The 18,640-nt window shown below is 46.6% G+C and carries 17 protein-coding genes, 1 pseudogene and 1 riboswitch; of the genes and pseudogenes, 10 read left to right on the top strand and 8 right to left on the bottom strand.

All coding sequences use genetic code 11. The features are described from left to right. From LIQ05_RS10950 to LIQ05_RS10905, 10 genes and pseudogenes are all read left to right on the top strand, one after another. A partial coding sequence (locus LIQ05_RS10950) for a hypothetical protein (protein ID WP_226820550.1) occupies positions 1-223 on the top strand: 223 nt, incomplete at its 5' end. Between the two features lie 138 nt (positions 224-361). Then, a complete protein-coding gene (locus tag LIQ05_RS10945; protein ID WP_226820548.1) occupies positions 362-1,336 on the top strand; it encodes a helix-turn-helix domain-containing protein in 975 nt (324 codons plus the stop codon). A 222-nt stretch (positions 1,337-1,558) separates the two neighbouring features. Then, positions 1,559-3,232: an alpha-glucosidase gene (locus LIQ05_RS10940; protein WP_226820547.1), complete on the top strand. Its 1,674-nt coding sequence runs from the start codon at positions 1,559-1,561 to the stop codon at positions 3,230-3,232. 160 nt (positions 3,233-3,392) lie between these two features. Beyond that, positions 3,393-3,497: riboswitch (TPP riboswitch) on the top strand. Between the two features lie 249 nt (positions 3,498-3,746). After that, positions 3,747-4,559 carry a bifunctional hydroxymethylpyrimidine kinase/phosphomethylpyrimidine kinase gene (thiD, locus tag LIQ05_RS10935; RefSeq protein WP_226820546.1) on the top strand — a complete coding sequence of 271 codons (813 nt, stop codon included), beginning with the start codon at positions 3,747-3,749 and terminating at the stop codon, positions 4,557-4,559. A gap of 1 nt (position 4,560) precedes the next feature. Beyond that, positions 4,561-5,736 carry a putative hydroxymethylpyrimidine transporter CytX gene (gene cytX, locus LIQ05_RS10930; RefSeq protein ID WP_226820544.1) on the top strand — a complete coding sequence of 392 codons (1,176 nt, stop codon included), beginning with the start codon at positions 4,561-4,563 and terminating at the stop codon, positions 5,734-5,736. Positions 5,737-5,925: 189 nt separating this feature from the next. Then, entirely contained in the window at positions 5,926-6,258 is a 333-nt protein-coding gene (locus tag LIQ05_RS10925) for a helix-turn-helix domain-containing protein (protein WP_226820542.1), read from the top strand. A 125-nt stretch (positions 6,259-6,383) separates the two neighbouring features. After that, positions 6,384-6,455 (top strand): annotated as a pseudogene (locus LIQ05_RS20310) (hypothetical protein); the annotation flags it as partial. A gap of 141 nt (positions 6,456-6,596) precedes the next feature. Next, positions 6,597-6,746 carry a hypothetical protein gene (locus LIQ05_RS10915; RefSeq protein WP_226820540.1) on the top strand — a complete coding sequence of 50 codons (150 nt, stop codon included), beginning with the start codon at positions 6,597-6,599 and terminating at the stop codon, positions 6,744-6,746. Between the two features lie 106 nt (positions 6,747-6,852). After that, entirely contained in the window at positions 6,853-7,782 is a 930-nt protein-coding gene (locus LIQ05_RS10910) for an AEC family transporter (RefSeq protein ID WP_226820539.1), read from the top strand. 161 nt (positions 7,783-7,943) lie between these two features. Beyond that, positions 7,944-8,342 (top strand): aminotransferase class I/II-fold pyridoxal phosphate-dependent enzyme, encoded by a 399-nt coding sequence (locus tag LIQ05_RS10905; protein ID WP_320051480.1) that lies wholly within the window; start codon positions 7,944-7,946, stop codon positions 8,340-8,342. A gap of 212 nt (positions 8,343-8,554) precedes the next feature. Here the strand turns inward: LIQ05_RS10905 and LIQ05_RS10900 are convergent, their stop codons facing one another. The 8 genes from LIQ05_RS10900 to LIQ05_RS10865 all read right to left on the bottom strand — a co-directional run bounded on the left by LIQ05_RS10900 (position 8,555) and on the right by LIQ05_RS10865 (position 18,639). Beyond that, on the bottom strand, positions 8,555-9,877 hold the full coding sequence (locus LIQ05_RS10900) for an alpha-L-fucosidase (RefSeq protein WP_226820538.1): 1,323 nt from the start codon (positions 9,875-9,877) through the stop codon (positions 8,555-8,557). Positions 9,878-10,159: 282 nt separating this feature from the next. Then, positions 10,160-11,422, bottom strand: coding sequence for a M28 family metallopeptidase (locus tag LIQ05_RS10895; RefSeq protein ID WP_226820537.1), 1,263 nt, complete (start codon positions 11,420-11,422; stop codon positions 10,160-10,162). Beyond that, complete coding sequence (locus LIQ05_RS10890; protein WP_226820535.1) at positions 11,419-13,926, bottom strand: transglutaminase domain-containing protein; 2,508 nt, start codon at positions 13,924-13,926, stop codon at positions 11,419-11,421. Before LIQ05_RS10890 ends, LIQ05_RS10895 begins: the two co-directional genes overlap by 4 nt. 111 nt (positions 13,927-14,037) lie before the next feature. Next, entirely contained in the window at positions 14,038-14,784 is a 747-nt protein-coding gene (locus LIQ05_RS10885; RefSeq protein WP_226820533.1) for a copper homeostasis protein CutC, read from the bottom strand. A 146-nt stretch (positions 14,785-14,930) separates the two neighbouring features. Continuing rightward, positions 14,931-15,692, bottom strand: coding sequence for a DeoR/GlpR family DNA-binding transcription regulator (locus LIQ05_RS10880; RefSeq protein ID WP_226820531.1), 762 nt, complete (start codon positions 15,690-15,692; stop codon positions 14,931-14,933). 49 nt (positions 15,693-15,741) lie between these two features. Continuing rightward, positions 15,742-16,719, bottom strand: coding sequence for an ABC transporter ATP-binding protein (locus tag LIQ05_RS10875; protein ID WP_226820529.1), 978 nt, complete (start codon positions 16,717-16,719; stop codon positions 15,742-15,744). After that, the gene (locus LIQ05_RS10870) at positions 16,709-17,707 is read right to left on the bottom strand and encodes an ABC transporter ATP-binding protein (protein ID WP_226820527.1); all 999 of its coding nucleotides are present in this window, start codon (positions 17,705-17,707) and stop codon (positions 16,709-16,711) included. Before LIQ05_RS10870 ends, LIQ05_RS10875 begins: the two co-directional genes overlap by 11 nt. 8 nt (positions 17,708-17,715) lie before the next feature. Beyond that, positions 17,716-18,639, bottom strand: a complete 924-nt coding sequence (locus LIQ05_RS10865) for an ABC transporter permease (protein WP_226815283.1) — start codon at positions 18,637-18,639, stop codon at positions 17,716-17,718. Between the last annotated feature and the right edge of the window lies 1 nt (position 18,640).

Here is an 18,640-nt window from a genome sequence, read left to right as displayed (position 1 = left end):
TTCTGAAAACTATTTTATTTTTCAGTATTTCAGAAGCAATTCCTTGCGACAGCTTATTTATATTACCACTGCCGCAAGTAGAAGTCAAGCATTTTTTACAAAAAATTCTATATTTTTTTGTGCAACTTACTTATCAACACCATCCGCCTATCAGAAAGCGATATTTTCTCCAAAAAATCCGCCAAGCCAAGTTGTAATTAATGCTGTACTAGAGCGTGTTTGAAAAAGGCTTTCTGCAACAGGAATGATTTTTGGGGCAGGCTCCAGACTAGCATTGACTTTTTTCCCCATCCATGATAGCGTCAATATAACAATCTTTTTATAATAGAAGAAACTCATTCCCTATTTTTCGGAGGTACCCATGTATCAGCAGCAAGCTCCTGACTTGAAAGAAACCAATCCTCATGGAACCCAGTCTTTTCCCTGTGCTTTTTATCAGACGCAGATGTGCGGACATGGATTTATGGTAAAGCACCATTGGCACAAGGAAGCCGAAATCCTTTATTTTCCAGACGGAAATTTTAGAATGGAAATCAATATGGAAGCTTTTGATATCCGATCCGAATGCTTTTATTTCGTCAATCCTGGAGAATTGCACAGCATCCGTTCTGCTTCCAGGGAACCCTTGCAGGAATATGCGGTTGTATTCCAGCCCGAACTGCTTTGCTCACCTTTTTATGACACGGTGCAAGCCCAGCTGATCCAGCCTATGCAAAATGGGCAGCTGCACTTTCCAAGATCAATTTCCAAAGAGCATCCTGCATTTTCTGCTCTTCGCGCTATATTTTTTAACATTGCGGATGCCTTTTCCAGAAGCAGCTCACCTGAAACTTTGACCTACGACAATGAGCATTTCCATCTCACTTCCCTGCGCGCTTCGGGAACGATATCGGTAGATTTAGCGGACCAGCTTATCATCAAAGCTTCTCTTTTGCAATTTTTCGCCACTCTGGAACAGCAGCAGCTTTTTTCCCAGACAGAGAAGCCGGACAACCACCGGGTGGAAACCATCAAAACAGCCATCACCTATATCCGGGAGCATTACCAGGAGAAAATCTATATCCGGGACCTTGCCGCTCTCATCGGACTGAACGAGCAGTATTTTTGCCGTTTTTTCAAAAAAGCGCTCGGGATGTCGCCGGTGGAATATCTGAATGAATATCGGATCCGTCAGGCAATGCAGATGCTAAGAGACAGCTCTCTTCCCATAACTGAGGTTTGCCTGGACTGCGGATATAATAATATGGGAAATTTTCTCAGGGAATTCCGCAGGTACACAGGAACTACGCCGCTGCACTATCGCAAGCGAGAGCAGGCAAACGAGTCAGCAGACTAAAGCATGTTTGAAAAAGGCTTTCTGCAAGAAGTGCTTTTAGAAGCATGTCCTAACCAGCCCTCATTCACAAGGTTCAATAGCATAATTTCTAAAATGTCAAAATATCGTATTTTTTCATCAGATTAAGGGAAGATATTTCCACCATATGTATGTATAATGTACTCAATGACAAAACCAACTTAAAAAAACACATCGAAAACATTTTGTAGGAGGATCTATTATATGAAACGAAAATGGTGGCAGGATAAGGTTGCTTACCAAATTTACCCAAAGAGTTTTTATGACACAAATGGCGACGGGATCGGCGATCTGCCGGGAATTATAGAGAAACTGGATTATCTGAAAGATCTGGGAGTGGATATTATCTGGCTTTCCCCTTGCTATCGCTCCCCGCTGGCCGACCAGGGATACGATATTTCCGATTATTATGACATTGACCCGCGCTTCGGAACCATGGAGGATATGGACCGTCTTATTGCTGAGGCGAAGAAGCGGGACATGTATATTGTTATGGACCTGGTTGTGAACCACTGCTCCGATGAACACGAATGGTTCAAAAAGGCTTGCGAGGATCCAGACGGAAAATACGGCCGTTTCTTCTATTTAAGAGACAAGGAGGATGGCAGGCTTCCTACCAACTGGCGCTCCTATTTCGGCGGCCCGGTGTGGGAGGATCTGCCGGGAACCAACAAGCAGTACCTTCATGTTTTTCACAAGAATCAGCCGGACCTGAACTGGGAAAATCCGGAGCTTCGGGAAGAGGTTTACAAGAATATCAACTGGTGGCTGGACAAGGGTCTGGGCGGCTTCCGCATTGACGCCATTATCAATATCAAGAAGGCTCTGCCCATGCACGACTATGAGCCAGACCGTGAGGACGGCCTTTGCTACATTGGAAAAATGCTGGAGGAAGCTACCGGGATCGGAGAATTTCTTGGAGAAATGCGGGACCGCACCTTCAAGCCTCACGATGCTTTTTCCGTAGGTGAGGTTTTTAACGCAAAGGACGAGGAGCTTCCGGATTTCATCGGGGATAACGGATATTTTTCTTCTATGTTTGATTTCAATGAGACCATTTTCGGCGGTTCTGAGAAGGGCTGGTATGATTATAAAGAGATCACTCCAGATGATTACAAGCGCTGCTGTTTTGAGACACAGGCAAAAATGGGGGATTTCGGATTTGTTTCCAATATTATTGAGAACCATGACGAGCCTCGCGGTGTCAGCCACTACATTCCGGAGGGGGACTGCTGTGACACAAGTAAAAAGCTGCTGGCAGCATTGAATTTCATGCTTCGCGGACTGCCGTTTATTTACCAGGGGCAGGAGCTTGGTATGGAAAATGTGCCATTTAAGTCTATTGATGAGGTGGATGATATTTCTACTTTGGACGAGTATAAGGTTGCACTTGACGCAGGGCTTACTCCTGAAGCAGCTCTGAAAGCCGTTGCGCGCCACAGCCGTGACAATGCCCGTACCCCTATGCAGTGGACGGGTGGGGAAAATGCCGGATTTACGGCTGGAACGCCATGGCTTCGGGTAAATCCCAATTATACTTCCATTAATGTGGAGGATGAGCGAAAAGATCCTGACTCTGTATTCCATTTTTACAGACAGCTGATCGCACTTCGCAAAAATCCTGAATACAAAGAGACGGTTGTGTACGGTGCTCTGGAGCCGTTTATGGAGAACCGTCACAATCTGATGGCTTACTACCGTAAGGGCGATAAAACTCTGCTGGTGGTTGGCAATTATCAGTGGGAGGAGCAGGAAATCACACTTCCGACGACATGCAAAAAGGTGCTGCTCAACAACTATCCGGATGTGGTTATGGATGGAGAGACTGTTAAATTGCATGGATACCAGGTACTGGTCATGGAGTTAGATGCCAAATAAATATATGTTCTTTTTCAATAAGGCTGGATTTTGATTCTGCCACAAAACAGGAGATCCGTCACCCTACCGCTGGTTGAATTGAGGGATTTTTCTCATTATTTCGGCTTTTTTTAAGGATTTCAATAACTTATTGACAATTTTTCCCATTATTACTATAATAACAAAAGAACAGGGGAGCTTGTAGACAAGCTGAGAGGAAATTGTGAATTTCGACCCTTTACCTGATGCGGATAATGCCGCCGTAGGAAGTCATCATGGTTTTGATTTTTTTCGGAGACACCACATGCGGGTGTCTCTTTTTTTCATATGGCAGCAATGCAGGTTACTGGTCACTCTGTGAGCCGTAACCCAATGCAGCGTTCGGCTGGGGGCACCACTTTCGGACGCTATATAAAATTAATGCATAAATAATACAAGTGCCTGTTTGAAACGCTTCTGTCAATATGCACGGCAAGTGACAAGCCAGGAAATTACAGAGTGGATCAGACAAGGCCAGGAGAAAGGATGAAACATTATGAGAACAGCATTAACAATCGCTGGAAGTGACTCCAGCGGAGGCGCCGGTATCCAGGCTGACATCAAGACAATGATCAGCAATGGAGTATATGCAATGAGTGCCATCACAGCACTTACCGCACAGAATACTACCGGTGTAACAGGAATCATGGAGGCTTCGCCAGAATTTCTGGCCGATCAGCTGGATAATATTTTCACAGATATTTATCCGAACGCAGTAAAAATTGGAATGGTATCTTCCAGTGCGCTGATCGAAACCATTGCCCGGAAGCTTCACCAGTACCAGGCGAAAAATATTGTAGTGGACCCGGTTATGGTTGCCACAAGCGGCGCCAAACTGATCAACGACGAAGCCATCGAAGCGCTGAAAAGCCAGCTTCTTCCCCTGGCAACTGTCCTGACACCGAATATTCCGGAGGCTGAGGTACTTTCCGGAATGAAAATAGAAACTGCAGATGATATGCTCAAAGCCGCTGCTGCCATCGGGGAAAAATACCACTGCGCAGTGCTTTGCAAGGGTGGTCATCAGCTAAATGACGCTAACGACCTTCTTTGGCGTGATGGGGAACACAAATGGTTCCAGGGAAAACGGATCCAGAATCCCAACACCCACGGAACAGGATGTACCTTATCCAGTGCCATTGCCTCTAATCTGGCAAAGGGATTTGACCTGGATACTTCCGTGGAGCGGGCCAAGAAATATATTTCCGGGGCACTGGCTGCTATGCTGGATCTGGGAAAAGGCAGCGGACCTATGGATCATGGATTTGCGATCAAAAATGAGTTTACACTTGCAAAGGAGGACAACTAACATGACCGAAAAACGTACCTCCATCTTCGAAAACGGCCTGATCTGGTTCGGCGCAGGTGTTTCCCTGGCGGAAATCCTCACTGGAACTTACTTTGCCCCGCTGGGCTTCCAAAAAGGCCTTCTTGCCATTATTATCGGACATCTTATCGGCTGCACCATGCTTTTCCTAGCCGGAGTCATAGGCGGAAAAACACGCCGCAGCGCCATGGAAACTGTAAAAATGAGCTTCGGGGAAAAGGGCGGAATCTTCTTCTCCTTCCTGAACGTGCTCCAGCTGGTTGGCTGGACTGCCATTATGATCTACGACGGAGCACTGGCTGCAGACGGCGTGTTACATACCGGAAGCTGGGTATGGTGTCTGGTAATTGGTGCACTGATCGTACTGTGGATTTTTATTGGCATCACCAACCTTGGGAAAATCAACACCATCGCTATGGCAGCACTTTTTATCCTCACACTGGTGCTCTGCAAGCTGATCTTCTTTGATGGCGGAACTGCGCTTGCCATTGGCGGGGAAGCCATGTCCTTCGGCGCAGCGGTTGAGCTTTCCGTGGCAATGCCACTGTCCTGGCTGCCGCTGATCAGCGACTATACCCGCGAGGCGAAGGAGCCAGTGAAAGCAACCGCTGTCAGCTCCGTTGTCTACGGCCTGGTAAGCTGCTGGATGTATGTAATCGGTATGGGCGCCGCTATTTATACCGGTGAATCCGATATTGCCCAGATTATGGTGAAGGCCGGACTTGGAATTGCAGGTCTTCTGATCATTGTATTTTCCACTGTTACCACCACATTCCTGGATGCTTACTCCGCCGGAATTTCATCTGAATCGGTATTTTCCAAAATAAATGGAAAATATGCCGCAATTGCTGTAACCATCATCGGAACAATTGCTGCAATTGTATATCCAATGGACAACATTACCGATTTCCTGTATCTCATCGGATCTGTATTTGCACCGATGATCGCCATTCAGATTGCAGACTTCTTCCTGCTGAAACGTACCGACAGCCTGGGCGAGTCGGTTGACATCACGAATGCGGTGATCTGGGTGATCGGATTTGTTCTGTACCGAATTTTAATGAGAATTGATATTCCTGTGGGAAATACACTGCCGGATATGGTAATTACGATTCTCATCTGTATGGTGGCGCGAAGTGTTTGGAAGAATAAAAAATAGGCTTGTATTTTCTTTTTGAATATGCTATGATTCGAATATGCGAAGAGGCAGACAGAGAGTTTGCCTCTTCGCTTTTTTATTTCGTGAACAACGAGCCTTTTAAGAATACTAAGACAGCTCGCTGGAAGTACAGAATATTTTATCTTATTTACGATAACCAAAGAAGGGACAGGCACAAATCTGCAGCAAATGAAATACGTGGTCATGATTGCAGAGCAAGGCAGCTTTTCCAGGGCCAGTCAGGTTCTGTACATTACACAGCCTACTCTTTCCAATGAAGTGAAGAAGCTGGAAATAGAATTGGGAATCACTATTTTTTCCCGAAATAAACATGGCGTCCAGGTTACAGACGCCGGAAGGGGAATTTCTGGAATGTTTGAATTAGCAAAATTTTTATACAAAAGGCTGGCTGACAGAATATCCCCCAAAAAGGAGCTTCGGAATATTCATTTCCGGGGTTCTTTTTATATTGTGAAAAACTATGGTATTCCATTTTTTCTGGCAATAGATAAACATAGCTAACCACAACTTGTTTTCCACTATATTATGTGATAGCCTAAATACCAAGATAAACAGGAATCGTACGAAACAGGCCTGAACACTTCGATTGCTAATCTACATCGAGGAGGAAATTAGGTTCTGAAAAAGGGATCAGTTCCCTTGCAGCCGTTTGCTCCGCCCTGGCCTCCACACTTGGCGTCGGAAATATTGCCGGTGTTGCCGCAGCTGTTCTGGACAGCCTGAAAAGCGGTAAGTTATCTGCCTTTGCCTTCAACGTATACGAAGGGGAAGATGATATCGTCCGAAAAGATTTCAAAGGCAGGTATCCAGATAATCCGGTTTTCGCAGAGCTTTGCCAGATGGAAAATGTAGTCTATACAGCCCATGTAAGCTTTTCCACAGATGAAGCAGCAAGGGAGCTGGTTCGGACTTCTACAGAGAATGCGGTAGATTTCCTGTTGATGGAAATACCCAAAACAGCATCCTGTAAATCTATTTTCTATCAGTAAATACAATTAGTTATGGTAACAGCTCCACATTTTCACAATGATGCACTACGCCGAATGCAAGCTGCAAAATAGTTGCTAAGTATCGTACAGAAGGAGGGTCCTTATTATGGATATCCACGTTTTAATTGCCCAGATGATCCAATTATTTCTCATCATGTTCTGCGGATATGGTTTATTTAAGCTAGGGATCCTCAACCCCGAGGTAGATTCCCATTTGACCAGACTGATGGTAAATGTGACCATGCCCCTGATCATCCTGAATTCGGTTCTTACAAGAACGGAGGCCGATGATTCCAGCCGGGTTATCACCGTTTTCCTCGTATCCCTGGTCGTCTACCTTCTGCTTCCCCTGGTCAGCTTCTCCGCAGTCCGGCTTCTTCACCTGCCCCAGAACCAGCAGGGTGTGTACGCTTTTATGAATACTTACTCCAACGTGGGATTTATGGGTTTTCCCATGATCACAGCTTTATATGGAGAACAGGCTTTGCTCTATGCGGCAGTGCTGAACATTCTTTTTAACCTGAGCGCCTATTCCATTGGCGTATGGATGATGCACTACGGTTCCGGGAAAAAAAGCGGACTGAGTCTGAAAGCGATCCTGAATCCAGGAATGATCGGTTCCATCCTGGCCCTGCTTTTGTACTTTTTCCCGGTTCAGGTACCAGCCCCTGTGACGGGCGCTATTGGAAGTATCGGCGGACTTACCTCTCCGCTTGCTATGCTGCTGATCGGGGCAAATCTGGCGGGAATGCCTTTTAGAGAGATGTTTAACGACTGGAAAATTTATATTTTTACGGCACTGAAGCAGCTGCTGGTGCCGATTCTGATCTGGCCTCTCCTTTGTCTGACCATATCAGATGCTTATATCCGCGGAATTATCTTTGTGCTTTTGAGCATGCCGGTAGGCAATACGGTGGTTCTTTTTGCTACCCAGTATAAAAAAGACCAGGTGCTGGCCACGAAGGGCGTGTTTATCACCACCCTGTTTTCCCTGGTTTCAATTCCGCTGGTGTTTACGATCCTGCATATTGCATAACAGGCAGCTATTCACCTTGAGATTGGCGAGCCTGATTTTGATACTCCAAAACACATCTGTGAGGCTGCAAAGGAGGCCCTGGACGCTGAAAAAGTCTATTATGGATCGGTTATTGGTTACGAGGACATCCGTAAAGCAGTTGGGGATGAATATAAGAAAAAATATGGCTTAGCTTTTACAGCATTTCCTGTCCCGACTCCTTCGTTCAGGCTGCTGCTGTGGCTGCCCTTCAGGGAGATGATACTCCTTCCGCTGAGATGGTGGCAGAATATGAGCGCAGAAGGGATTTCATCTACGAAGCCGTCAACCAGATTCCTGGCTGCAGCTGCCAGAAACCGGACAGTGCCTTCTACATGTTCGTGAACATCAAAAAGACAGGAATGACTTCGGATGAGTTCTGCAAGTATATCCTGAAGGAGTGCTATGTAACCATGACTCCTGGTACTGCTTTTGGAAACAGTGGAGAGGGATATGTTCGAATTTCTTATGCAAACTCTCTGGAGAAGCTGAGAGAAGCTGCACGGAGAATGATGGAAGTGCTGGAGAAAGTTATGAAATAAGGGATTTCTAAAAAAGTAGAGAGGCAGGGCATATGTGTGCACTGTCTCTCTTTTTTGCTAATAACTCAATGTCCATCTTTGTGGTTTGAATATCCATTTTGATGACTTCAAGCTTCTCTTTTGTAGCCTAAATATCCACATTTGGGTTTATATGTCTATTTTGGTGACTTCAAGGTCTACTTATTTGGCTCCAAGTTCCACTTTTTCTCTGTTTATTCTTCAGTTTCTTCCAATGTTACTTCCACAACAGTGTCACGGCTGTCAGGCAGGGGGTAGCTGTCGCAGGTGTCAGCGTTGAGGAAAAAGAACTGATTCTGGGAGTATTCCTTCAGGTTCCAGTAATCCGTAAGCTTTACCTCGGAATTGTCGGAAAGACGGCGGAGTTTTTTGATCTTACCGTGAATTCCGGTAAGAGGGATTGCTCCTGCCTGAGATTCCATAACGTGGGCATAAATCTTATTTCCGTTGCGGGTGTAACGGCCCCATTCCGGTTTATCAATCTCAGCGTAGCCGCAGCCGTAGATACTCTTGGAATTCTCATCCATCCACTCCCCTACTTCTTCCAGAATCTTCACAGATTCCTTCGGAATACGGCCTTTTGCGTCAGGGCCCACATTCAGGAGCAGGTTTCCGCCCTTGCTGACACACTCAACCAGCATGTGGATGACCATTTCAGCTGATTTATAATGACGGTCACTGGAGGAATAGCCCCAATTGTTATTCAGGGTCAGGCAGGCTTCCCATGGTACCGGATCACCAAGCTCATTGCGGATTCCTGCTGGCGGGATCATCTGCTCCGGAGATGCGAAATCGCCGGAATATTCGGTAGGATTTGCTGTAAGGATAGAACCGGAGTCCTCAGCACTGCCCTCCAGACGGTTATCAATAATCAGCCAGGGCTGGATGGAACGCACCATGGAAATCAGCTCCTGGGCTTTCCATTTGTCGCACTTCATATCGCCATAGGAGAAGTCGAACCACATCAGATCCAGCTTACCATAATTGGTAAGAAGCTCTTTGATCTGCCCAAACATAAATTCCAGATAACGGTCGAAATCGCGGTTTTCATTGGAGCATTCCGGATGATTGCGCATTGGATGATGCATATCACTGTAGTGAGGGAAATCCGGGTGGCGCCAGTCTATAATGGAAAAATACAGGCCGACTTTGATTCCTTCCGCACGGAATGCCTCCAGGAACTCTTTTACCAGGTCTTTGTGGCAGGCTGCGTTCATGGAATTATAGTCAGTCAGTTTGGTGTCAAAAAGGCAGAAGCCGTCGTGGTGTTTGGCTGTAAGCACAGCGTATTTCATGCCTGCCTTTTTCGCAAGACGCGCCCATTCTCTTGGATTGTAGTTCTCAGCTGTGAACTCTTCGGTAAGATGGCAGTAGTCCTCATGTGGGATCTGCTCCACACTGCGCACCCATTCTCCTCTGGCGGGGATTGCATAAAGTCCCCAGTGAATAAACATACCGAAACGGGCGTCACGGTACCATTCGGTACGTTTTGTTCTTTCTTCGATTACTTTGTTCATTTTGTAATGTCCTTTCCTGTAAAAATTCTTTCAGACATCTGCCAGCAATTTCGCTCATAAATACTCGCCAACAGACATCTTTTAAAAGAAAAAATGTAACTGTTCAGTGCCTTCACAGCTACACGCTCCGCAATGCACAGAACTCATGCTTTGCATGATTTCTCGCCACAATCCTCGGGTTTTCTGTGAACTTTGTTCACCAAAAACACCTGACGGAATAGTTACGGATAAATTTACATAATCGCCCATATCTCTGTGAAATTATATTTCAGAATTTTATCATCAGGCAAAATATTTTTCCAACTCCCGCTTCATATCCTCTGGAATTTCCCGTTCAAAGGAAAGCTCTGGCTCGTTTGCCACCCATGCAGCTGCTGTGCAGAGAGTTTTCGCCCCTTCTTCCAGTGCGCGAGGGGATATATATTCTACTGTATCGTGTCTTGTATGCATGCCAAAGCCGTCACGGTTTAAGGTAAGCGCTGGCACACCTTTCCATGCGAAAGTATTAGAATCGCTGGCCCAGACCTGATTTTTAATGGTAACACCAAGCTGGTTCTCTTCCATAAGATTCTTCAGTTCTACGCAAACCGTAGGATCAGCGGTGACTCCCAGTACATTTCCGCCCAGGAGCTGCCCTGCCAGGTCTACGTTCAGATTAAACACATGGCTGCTCATTTCTCCCTCATGGGATTTCACATAATTCTGGCTTCCAACCAGACCTTTTTCCTCGGAGCCAAACCAGATGAACTCCATGGTTCTGGCTGGTCTGTGCTCTGCGAAATGATGGAAAGCTTCCATCACCATGGCTCCGCCGGACATATTGTCATATGCGCCAGGGCCTTCCGGAACAGAATCATAGTGAGCTGTTACTGTAACAATTTCTTCTGGAAAATCAGTTCCCAGAATGCGTACTGCCACATTGGCGGAATTGCGGGAAATCTCGCTCTGCTGAATGTTCAGGCAGCACTGGGAAGCCTGTTTCTCCACGATTTCCACTGCATCCAGATAATGGACAGATGCGCCTGGAAGATCACCTGCCTTGCGGCGGTACTGGGTGGGAATCCGGGCTTCCCCCTGATCCAGTGGCGTGCCGCATACGGTTACAAAGCCAAGTGCACCTGCTGCTTTTATTTTATTTATCATATCTTCACGAATAGGATCGCAGACCAGCACAACTGCCCCTTTTGCCTTGGAAAGACTGATGTCGTCGCCCTTTCCCACGAAGAGAAATGGTGCGGTAATGCCTTCCTCCGGGGTACAGGCGCCATTCAGGTAGGCACGCACCGGATAAGCCTTCTCATAAGGCTGGCAGATTACCAGCTCTGCCTTTTTCTGCTGAAAATCCGGACACTGGAAAAATTCCATGCGGGGTGTCTGGATGTAGGCGGACCTTCCTGGCTGGGCAGAAGCCTGCTCTACTTCTTTCAGAATGTATTCTGCTGCTTTGTGCTCACCCTTTGTGCCGGATTCACGGACGTATGCCGTGTCAGCTACAAACTGGTATGCGCGTTGTCCATCTGGGTGAATTTCTGTGTATTTACTCATACTTGCACCTCCGGCACTTCTTCCATAATACGGATCAGCATATCGCCAGTTCCTACATTATATCCGCTGGTTGCATAAATCCCTACAGACTCGCCATTTGTTACCAGGATCAGCGGAAGCTTGTCCGGATCAACATACATTCTTCGTCCCAGAAGCTCGATGTTTTCCTCAAAGGAATCGTAATAGACAGAAACATTCGGGAATATCTTCAGTACTTTTGCCAAAAGCGGATCCTGTTTGGCTTCCTGGGTACGGATCATAAAGGAAATGGAATTTTCAAATTTATGGAATTTTTCTGCATGTTCCAGCATTTCATTCAAAATATGCTCCGTAGGCTCCTGGCTCTCTTCCAGCCACATGAGGATTTTCTTGCCGCCTTTGGTTAAATCAGCGCAGGTTACCTGGTTTCCATCAGCATCTTTCACCTTGAATTCTGGCAGAGAAATGCGCTCCAGCATATCCCCAAGCTGGGCTTCACGAAGATGCAGGGTTTCTTCCAGCTTCTCACCTTCTTTTATAATAAACGTTTTCTCCCAGGCAAACTGATTTCCGTTTGGAAGACGGTTGGTGGTGATGATCCGGTAGGTTCCCAGAATCAGTGCAAGCTCCAAAGTGTCCCCTTCCCAGCTTCTGCCTGTAAGATTCAGGGAAACATACTCATTTCCAACCAGACGTCCCATTGTCCAGTTCTGATAGTAGTTCCATACAGCATCTGCCTCTTTTTTCAGTATGAGAACTGCGCCGCCCTCCTGCTGTTTCAAAACGGGAACGAAATGATCCATTGCCCAATATTCCATTACCTTATTATCCGGGTTCAATCTTGCCGGGATTCCCAGCGTCCGGGCAATTGCCACGAAAAGTACCTTCTGGGAACGCTGGGTACCAATGCCGGATACCAGGCATTCATATGGAGTTTCCATTACGGTTTCACGCTCGTTGTCCGGGTAAGCGACGATATGGGTCTGAATATAATTCCAGATTTCTGCCGGATTTACACGGAAAGCGGCTTTCTGCTCGTCTGTGAAGAAGGAGAGAATTTCTTTTCGGTATGGACGAAGGAGCTCGTCTTCCACACGGGGATTTAACACGTAATTAATATAGAGGTTATAGCCATTAGCATTTAAAACAAGATCTCGGTACTCCTTAGCATACACCTTTCCATATTCCAGATGCTCTTCCAGCACATTGCAAACACAGTCTGTATGATCCTTCTCTGAAAGCACATCCACCATTGCCTGGCGAAGCTCCTTCTCATCTTCACCTGCAAGAAAAGCGGTCAGTTCCGGATTCACCCAGTTCTCTTTCTTTTCTTTGCGGATCTTGTTCGCCTCGTTCATGCGTCTGGTTCCCTCGGCTTTCTGCTCCGGGGTAGGCATGTCTGGGTTCACCGGGGTGTCAACTGGAGCAATCACATCTACTGCTCTCCAATCTTCAGCTTCCACAGCCTCACCAGTAAGAGTCAGGGAAATCTCACCTAGCGCTCTGGTATCCAGATCTGCCTGTGCGAATCCCTCCATTCCCGGAAGGAACGCCAGAACTCTTACGCTTCCCAAACCAGTTACCAAAGAAACAGTTCCATTCTCGTCTGTCTCAGCCTTTGCAATAGGGAAATACTCTCCCATATTCAGCACCTGGAACTGCACCTGCGCACCTTTCACCGGAGCACCAGTCTTATCCAGCACTTTCACAGAAACTGTTTTCACCTTAGCATAGCGCGCAGTCTGGTTCAGCATAACTGCTGCACCTTCTTTACCGATCACATCCTCCCCCTCTGCCGGGAAAAGATCAAACAGGCGTGAATGCACCATCATGGCTCTGGAAGAGGCATTGGTAAACCAGCCCTTATTCAGGATCATAAGCGGCTCGCAGGCTCCTGTGAAATACCATTTTCCATCGCACCAAAGCTCCACCCATGCGTGATTGTCATCACAGTGGGACCATCTTGGCACATACACCTGCCTGGCCGGAATTCCCACACTTCGAAGGGCATTTACCAGAAAAACAGACTCCTCGCCGCAACGTCCGTAGCCTCTTCTGTACACTGTAAGTGCCGGAAGTGTACGGTCGTCCCCGCTATGATAAGTAGCTTCCTCTGCACACCAGTAATTTACCTCTATTGCTGCATCTTTCGCATTTTTTCCTTCAATTCTGTCTTTTAACTCATTCCAGAAAAGAGTTCTGCAAGGTAGCACCTCTTCCTCATTCACTCTATGATCCAGGATATAATTCAAAAACATTTCCTCCGGCAGCTCTTTCACACGCTCCAAAGTATTATAAAGAAACAGTCCATGTCCCGCGAAATCCTGAATATCCTCAAAGGAATAATTCACCAGATCACTATAAGGCGCTGTCACATACAAATACTTCATCGCCAGCCCCAGGTCTCTTCCACATCCATCCAGCTTCTCACAGATTGTCTTCAACGGCTCCCTGTCCGCTCCAAGCTTCTCTGTTAATTTCAAAAATTCTTCTTCAATCTTCTTCTGACTGTTTTGAAGAAACATCTATTCATCCTCCTTGTAGCAAAAAACGCTCTTTCACGAAAGATATGTTCTTTTTTGTGAAAGAGCGTTCTACATGATAATCACAGTCCGCTTTTCGCTTCCTTATGCTTATCACAAAGTTTCTAATACCTTCCGGGCCTTCTTCACCTCACCCTCGCTGGTGCGGAAAATCTCATACTCGCTCAAAGATGGCAGTCCCATACTCACGCCCTCTTTGCGGTACTTCATTTCACTGTCCAGCAAAACCTTGCCCGTCATATGATAATCTGTGATTCCGGTTTTCTCATAGATTGGAGCAATCACATCTGAATTCACTCCTGCACCGGCCATAATATGGATACGACCAGCACTCTTCTTAACAAGTTCTGCAAGAAGAGGCGTTCCCTCCACACAGTTATTCTTCTGTCCGGATGTAAGAATCGTGTGAAAGCCAAGAGAAATCGCCTGCTCCAAAGCCTCCATAGGATCTTTGCACACATCAAACGCTCTGTGCAATGTAACTGACATCCCCTTCGCTTCCTCCATAAGCTGTGCCAGATGCTCCACATCCAGGGAACCGTCCGGTCTTAACATACCGATTACAACGCCCTGGGCGCCCAGCTCACGGAATCTTCTCACTTCTGAACGAATAATATCAAATTCATATTCTGTATAACAAAAATCGCCAAATCTTGGACGAATCAGCGCATGGATCTTAATATCGCTGTGCTTACGGATCTCACGATAAAGACTCTCGGACGGGGTCGTTCCTCCGATCACCACATTCCCGCAAAGCTCAATCCTGTCTGCTCCGCCTTTCTCAGCGGCCAGTACAGATTCCACAGAATCTGCACAAACCTCCAAAGTAAATTTGCTCATATCCTCTTTTTCCTTTCACCCAGCAAGATATTAGCGCATTGTAACCAGTTATTCTCACAATGCTCTGCGCTCTGGAAATTTCAGGGATCAATCCGCATTCCTGCCAGTCTTCACAGTTCGTTGCTCCATTCCCGGGCTGCCAGCTCTTAATAGAGCGTCACTCCAAGGGAATCCAGCATATCCTGCACCGACTGGTCTGGGAACTCATCTGTAATGATCCCGTCCAGCTCATCAAGCTGTGTAAATTTGTAAGATTCATTAAAATAAAATTTTTCCCGCTCCATCACAGCATATTTGTGACGGCTGCTCTCAATTGCCGCCTTCTTGGTCAGTCCATCCTCCACGCCAAGTGTGGTGACAGTGTGATCCATCATATCAATTCCGCAGCTTCCCATAAATGCCCGGTCAAAGCTGTACTGCCGGATCACCTGGATTGCTGCGGAACCCAGGAATCCGTTTACCGTAGGGTACATGATACCGCCAGTTCCTATAGCTGTAATCTTGGGATTCTGCGCAAGCAGCTGCAAAATATCGATCATATTGCTTACTACCGTAAGCTGCATTTTTGATTTTGCAAGAAGCTTGGCAAGCTCAATATTAGTCGTGGAAATGTCAAGGAAAATGGCTTCCCGCTCCTTGATCAGCGTCATCGCCTTGGCCGCGATCACCATCTTCTTTTCCACATGATAATTTCTTCTATCAATAACATCTCTTTCCAGCGGGTAATCCTGGGAAAGAATCGCACCACCGTAAGTTCTTTTTAATTTGCCGGCATTCTCAAGAGTTTTCAAATCTTTACGGATGCAGTCCTCTGTGACCTGGAACATTTCGCTTAGTTCTTTGGTCCGGACTTTTCCCTGTTCCCGAAGGACTTTTTCGATGGCAGTCTGCCGTTCCTCAATGAACATCCTTCTTCCTCCTGTTTCCTGCTGTCTTATTTATCCGCTAACTGAAATATTACTCCGCACACTGGCTGCAAGCAACAAAATGTCCCGGCTTCACCTCAACAAGCTTCGGCTGGCTCTTGTGGCAGCTATCCTTGCAAACAGGACAGCGGCTGCAGAACTTACACTCATCTCCAAGCCCGATGGGGTTGGGAAGTGTACCCTCCAGCATGATTCTCTGACGGTTCTTCTCAATATCCGGATCCGGAATCGGAATAGCGGAAAGAAGCGCCTTGGTATACGGATGCATTGGGTTCTCGAAAAGCTCTTCGCTGTCAGCAAGCTCAACAAGAGATCCCAGGTACATAACACCGATACGGTCACTGATATGCTTCACCATGGAAAGATCATGGGCAATAAACAGATAAGTCAGTCCACGCTCTCTCTGAAGCTGCTCCAGAAGGTTGATAACCTGCGCCTGGATGGAAACGTCCAGAGCGGAAATCGGCTCATCACATACAATGAAGTCCGGGTTTACTGCAAGGGCACGGGCGATACCAACACGCTGGCGCTGTCCGCCGGAAAACTCGTGTGGAAAACGGTCCGCATGCTCTGCCTGAAGACCAACAGTCTCCAGAAGCTCAATTACCTTCTCATTACGCTCTTTTTTGTTGGCTGCAAGGCCATGAGCGTCAATTCCCTCTGCTACAATATCCAGGATTTTTCTTCTTGGGTTCAGGGAAGCATATGGATCCTGGAAGATCATCTGCATTCTTCTGCAAAGATCATGTCTCTGTTTCGCGTCCAGGTTCTTGTCGATCCTGGTGCCATCGAAGGTTACAGATCCTTCCGTCGGCTCATACAGATGGATCACAGTTCTTCCGAAAGTAGACTTACCACAACCGGACTCTCCAACCAGACCAAGAGTTTCTCCTTTATAAATCTGAAGGGAAACGTCATCCACGGCCTTCAGGATCTTTTTATTTCCAACATCAAAGTATTTCTTCAGGTTCTTGACATCAAGAAGTACCTGCTTACCATCATTTTTCATCAGAGTTTACCTCCTGTGCCATCTCGTCAAGCATCCAGCATGCGGACTTGTGATTCTTGCCGCAATCGGTATAATCCGGCATGTATTTCTGGCAGACGATCATAGTTTCCTTACATCTTGCCGCAAAAGGACATCCAACCGGCGGCTCCATCAGATCCGGAGGAGTTCCTGGGATTGCCTGAAGCTCACCACCTTTTTCGTGTGCCTTTGGAATGGAACGAAGAAGGCCTTTTGTATATTCATGACATGGATTATGGAAAATATCTGCCACATCTCCAGTTTCAACTAATTTACCACCGTACATAACCGCAACACGGTCAGCAATATTTGCTACAACACCAAGGTTGTGGGTGATAATGATAATGGATGTTTTGATCTTTTTCTGAAGATCACGCATCAGATCCAGGATCTGTGCCTGGATGGTTACGTCAAGGGCTGTGGTAGGCTCATCTGCGATCAGCACCTTTGGATCACAAGCCAGTGCGATGGCGATAACAACACGCTGTCTCATACCACCAGATAACTGGTGGGGATACTGGTCATAACGTGCCTCCGGATTGGAAATTCCAACCAGGGAAAGAAGCTCGATCGCTCTTGCCTTGCGGTCAGCCTTGCTCATCTCCTTGCGGTGCTCCTTCAGCATTTCCTCGATCTGTTTTCCAACCTTCATAGTCGGGTTCAGGGAAGTCATTGGGTCCTGGAAGATCATGGCGATCTCACTTCCGCGCACCTGCTGCATCTGGCGCTCTGAATATTTGGTCAGATCATTTCCCTGGAACATTACGCTTCCATCTACTACTTTTCCGTTCTTTGGGAGGATTCCCATAACGCCCTTCATAGTAATGGATTTTCCGGAACCGGACTCTCCTACTACTGCAAGTGTCTCCTGCTCATTCAGGTAAAAATCCACGCCGCGCACAGCCTGGACAACGCCCTTGTGCGTCTTGATGTGGACTGTAAGATTCTTAACTTCTAATATTTTTCCCATAGCTGTACCTACTTTCTCATCTGCGGATCAAGGGCATCACGAAGTCCGTCGCCCAGAATACTGAAGCATACCATAATCAGTACGATAACAATTGCCGGGAAAATCAGTACATGTGGATACATTCGCAGTACCTGATAACCACCGTTGATCAATACACCAAGGGAAGCCTGCGGCTCTGCCAGACCAATACCAATGAAGCTTAAGAATGCCTCGGTAAAGATAGCGCTTGGGATTGTGAACATCACGTTGATTACGATAACGCTGACTGTGTTCGGGATCAGATCCTTCATAATAATGTTGAATTTGCTGGTTCCAAGAACCTGAGAAGCAAGTACGAATTCCTGATTCTTCAGCTTCAGGATCTCGGCACGAACCAGTCTGGCCATGTTTACCCATCCGGTAATGGAAAGTGCAGCGATAATAGTTCCTACACCAGCCGGGAATGCCATCAGGAAAAGGATTACAATGATAAGGCTTGGGATTCCAACCAGTACCTCAATGATACGCTGCATAACAGCGTCTACCTTTCCCCCGAAAAGAGCGGAAACAGCACCGTAAAGAACACCTACAACCAGATCCAGGATTGCAGCTACCAGTGCGATCATAAGGGAAATTCTGGTTCCCATCCAGGTACGTACCCACAGGTCACGTCCAAACTGGTCAGCACCAAAAATGTGTGCTGCACTTGGAAGTCCATATACATTGTTATAATCAGTGTCTCTAAATGAATATTTACTGAAGATCGGTGCAAAAATGGCAAGCAGGATAATTCCGATCAGAATAAATAATGCTACAACTGCTGCCTTGTTTTTTTTCAGACGGATCCATGCGTCAGCCAGCATAGTGGAAGCAGGAGCTGCGATGTGCTCTTTTTCAGAGGCTTCTACTTTCGCTTTCTGATACATGCTGCGGTCAATTTTTGATTTGTCCACG

Origin of the sequence: Blautia glucerasea (genome assembly GCF_020537505.1) — a bacterium.
In the GTDB taxonomy this organism is placed as follows: domain Bacteria; phylum Bacillota; class Clostridia; order Lachnospirales; family Lachnospiraceae; genus Blautia_A.
This window is presented reverse-complemented; position numbering and strand designations above follow the sequence as displayed.

Bases quoted from the DNA above. Each gene is read 5' to 3' on its own strand.
- LIQ05_RS10945 (WP_226820548.1), top strand. From the start codon at position 362: ATGTATCAGCAGCAAGCTCCTGACTTGAAAGAAACCAATCCTCATGGA.
- LIQ05_RS10940 (WP_226820547.1), top strand. From the start codon at position 1,559: ATGAAACGAAAATGGTGGCAGGATAAGGTTGCTTACCAAATTTACCCA.
- thiD (WP_226820546.1), top strand. From the start codon at position 3,747: ATGAGAACAGCATTAACAATCGCTGGAAGTGACTCCAGCGGAGGCGCC.
- cytX (WP_226820544.1), top strand. From the start codon at position 4,561: ATGACCGAAAAACGTACCTCCATCTTCGAAAACGGCCTGATCTGGTTC.
- LIQ05_RS10925 (WP_226820542.1), top strand. From the start codon at position 5,926: ATGAAATACGTGGTCATGATTGCAGAGCAAGGCAGCTTTTCCAGGGCC.
- LIQ05_RS10915 (WP_226820540.1), top strand. From the start codon at position 6,597: ATGGAAAATGTAGTCTATACAGCCCATGTAAGCTTTTCCACAGATGAA.
- LIQ05_RS10910 (WP_226820539.1), top strand. From the start codon at position 6,853: ATGGATATCCACGTTTTAATTGCCCAGATGATCCAATTATTTCTCATC.
- LIQ05_RS10900 (WP_226820538.1), bottom strand. From the start codon at position 9,877: ATGAACAAAGTAATCGAAGAAAGAACAAAACGTACCGAATGGTACCGT.
- LIQ05_RS10895 (WP_226820537.1), bottom strand. From the start codon at position 11,422: ATGAGTAAATACACAGAAATTCACCCAGATGGACAACGCGCATACCAG.
- LIQ05_RS10890 (WP_226820535.1), bottom strand. From the start codon at position 13,926: ATGTTTCTTCAAAACAGTCAGAAGAAGATTGAAGAAGAATTTTTGAAA.
- LIQ05_RS10885 (WP_226820533.1), bottom strand. From the start codon at position 14,784: ATGAGCAAATTTACTTTGGAGGTTTGTGCAGATTCTGTGGAATCTGTA.
- LIQ05_RS10880 (WP_226820531.1), bottom strand. From the start codon at position 15,692: ATGTTCATTGAGGAACGGCAGACTGCCATCGAAAAAGTCCTTCGGGAA.
- LIQ05_RS10875 (WP_226820529.1), bottom strand. From the start codon at position 16,719: ATGAAAAATGATGGTAAGCAGGTACTTCTTGATGTCAAGAACCTGAAG.
- LIQ05_RS10870 (WP_226820527.1), bottom strand. From the start codon at position 17,707: ATGGGAAAAATATTAGAAGTTAAGAATCTTACAGTCCACATCAAGACG.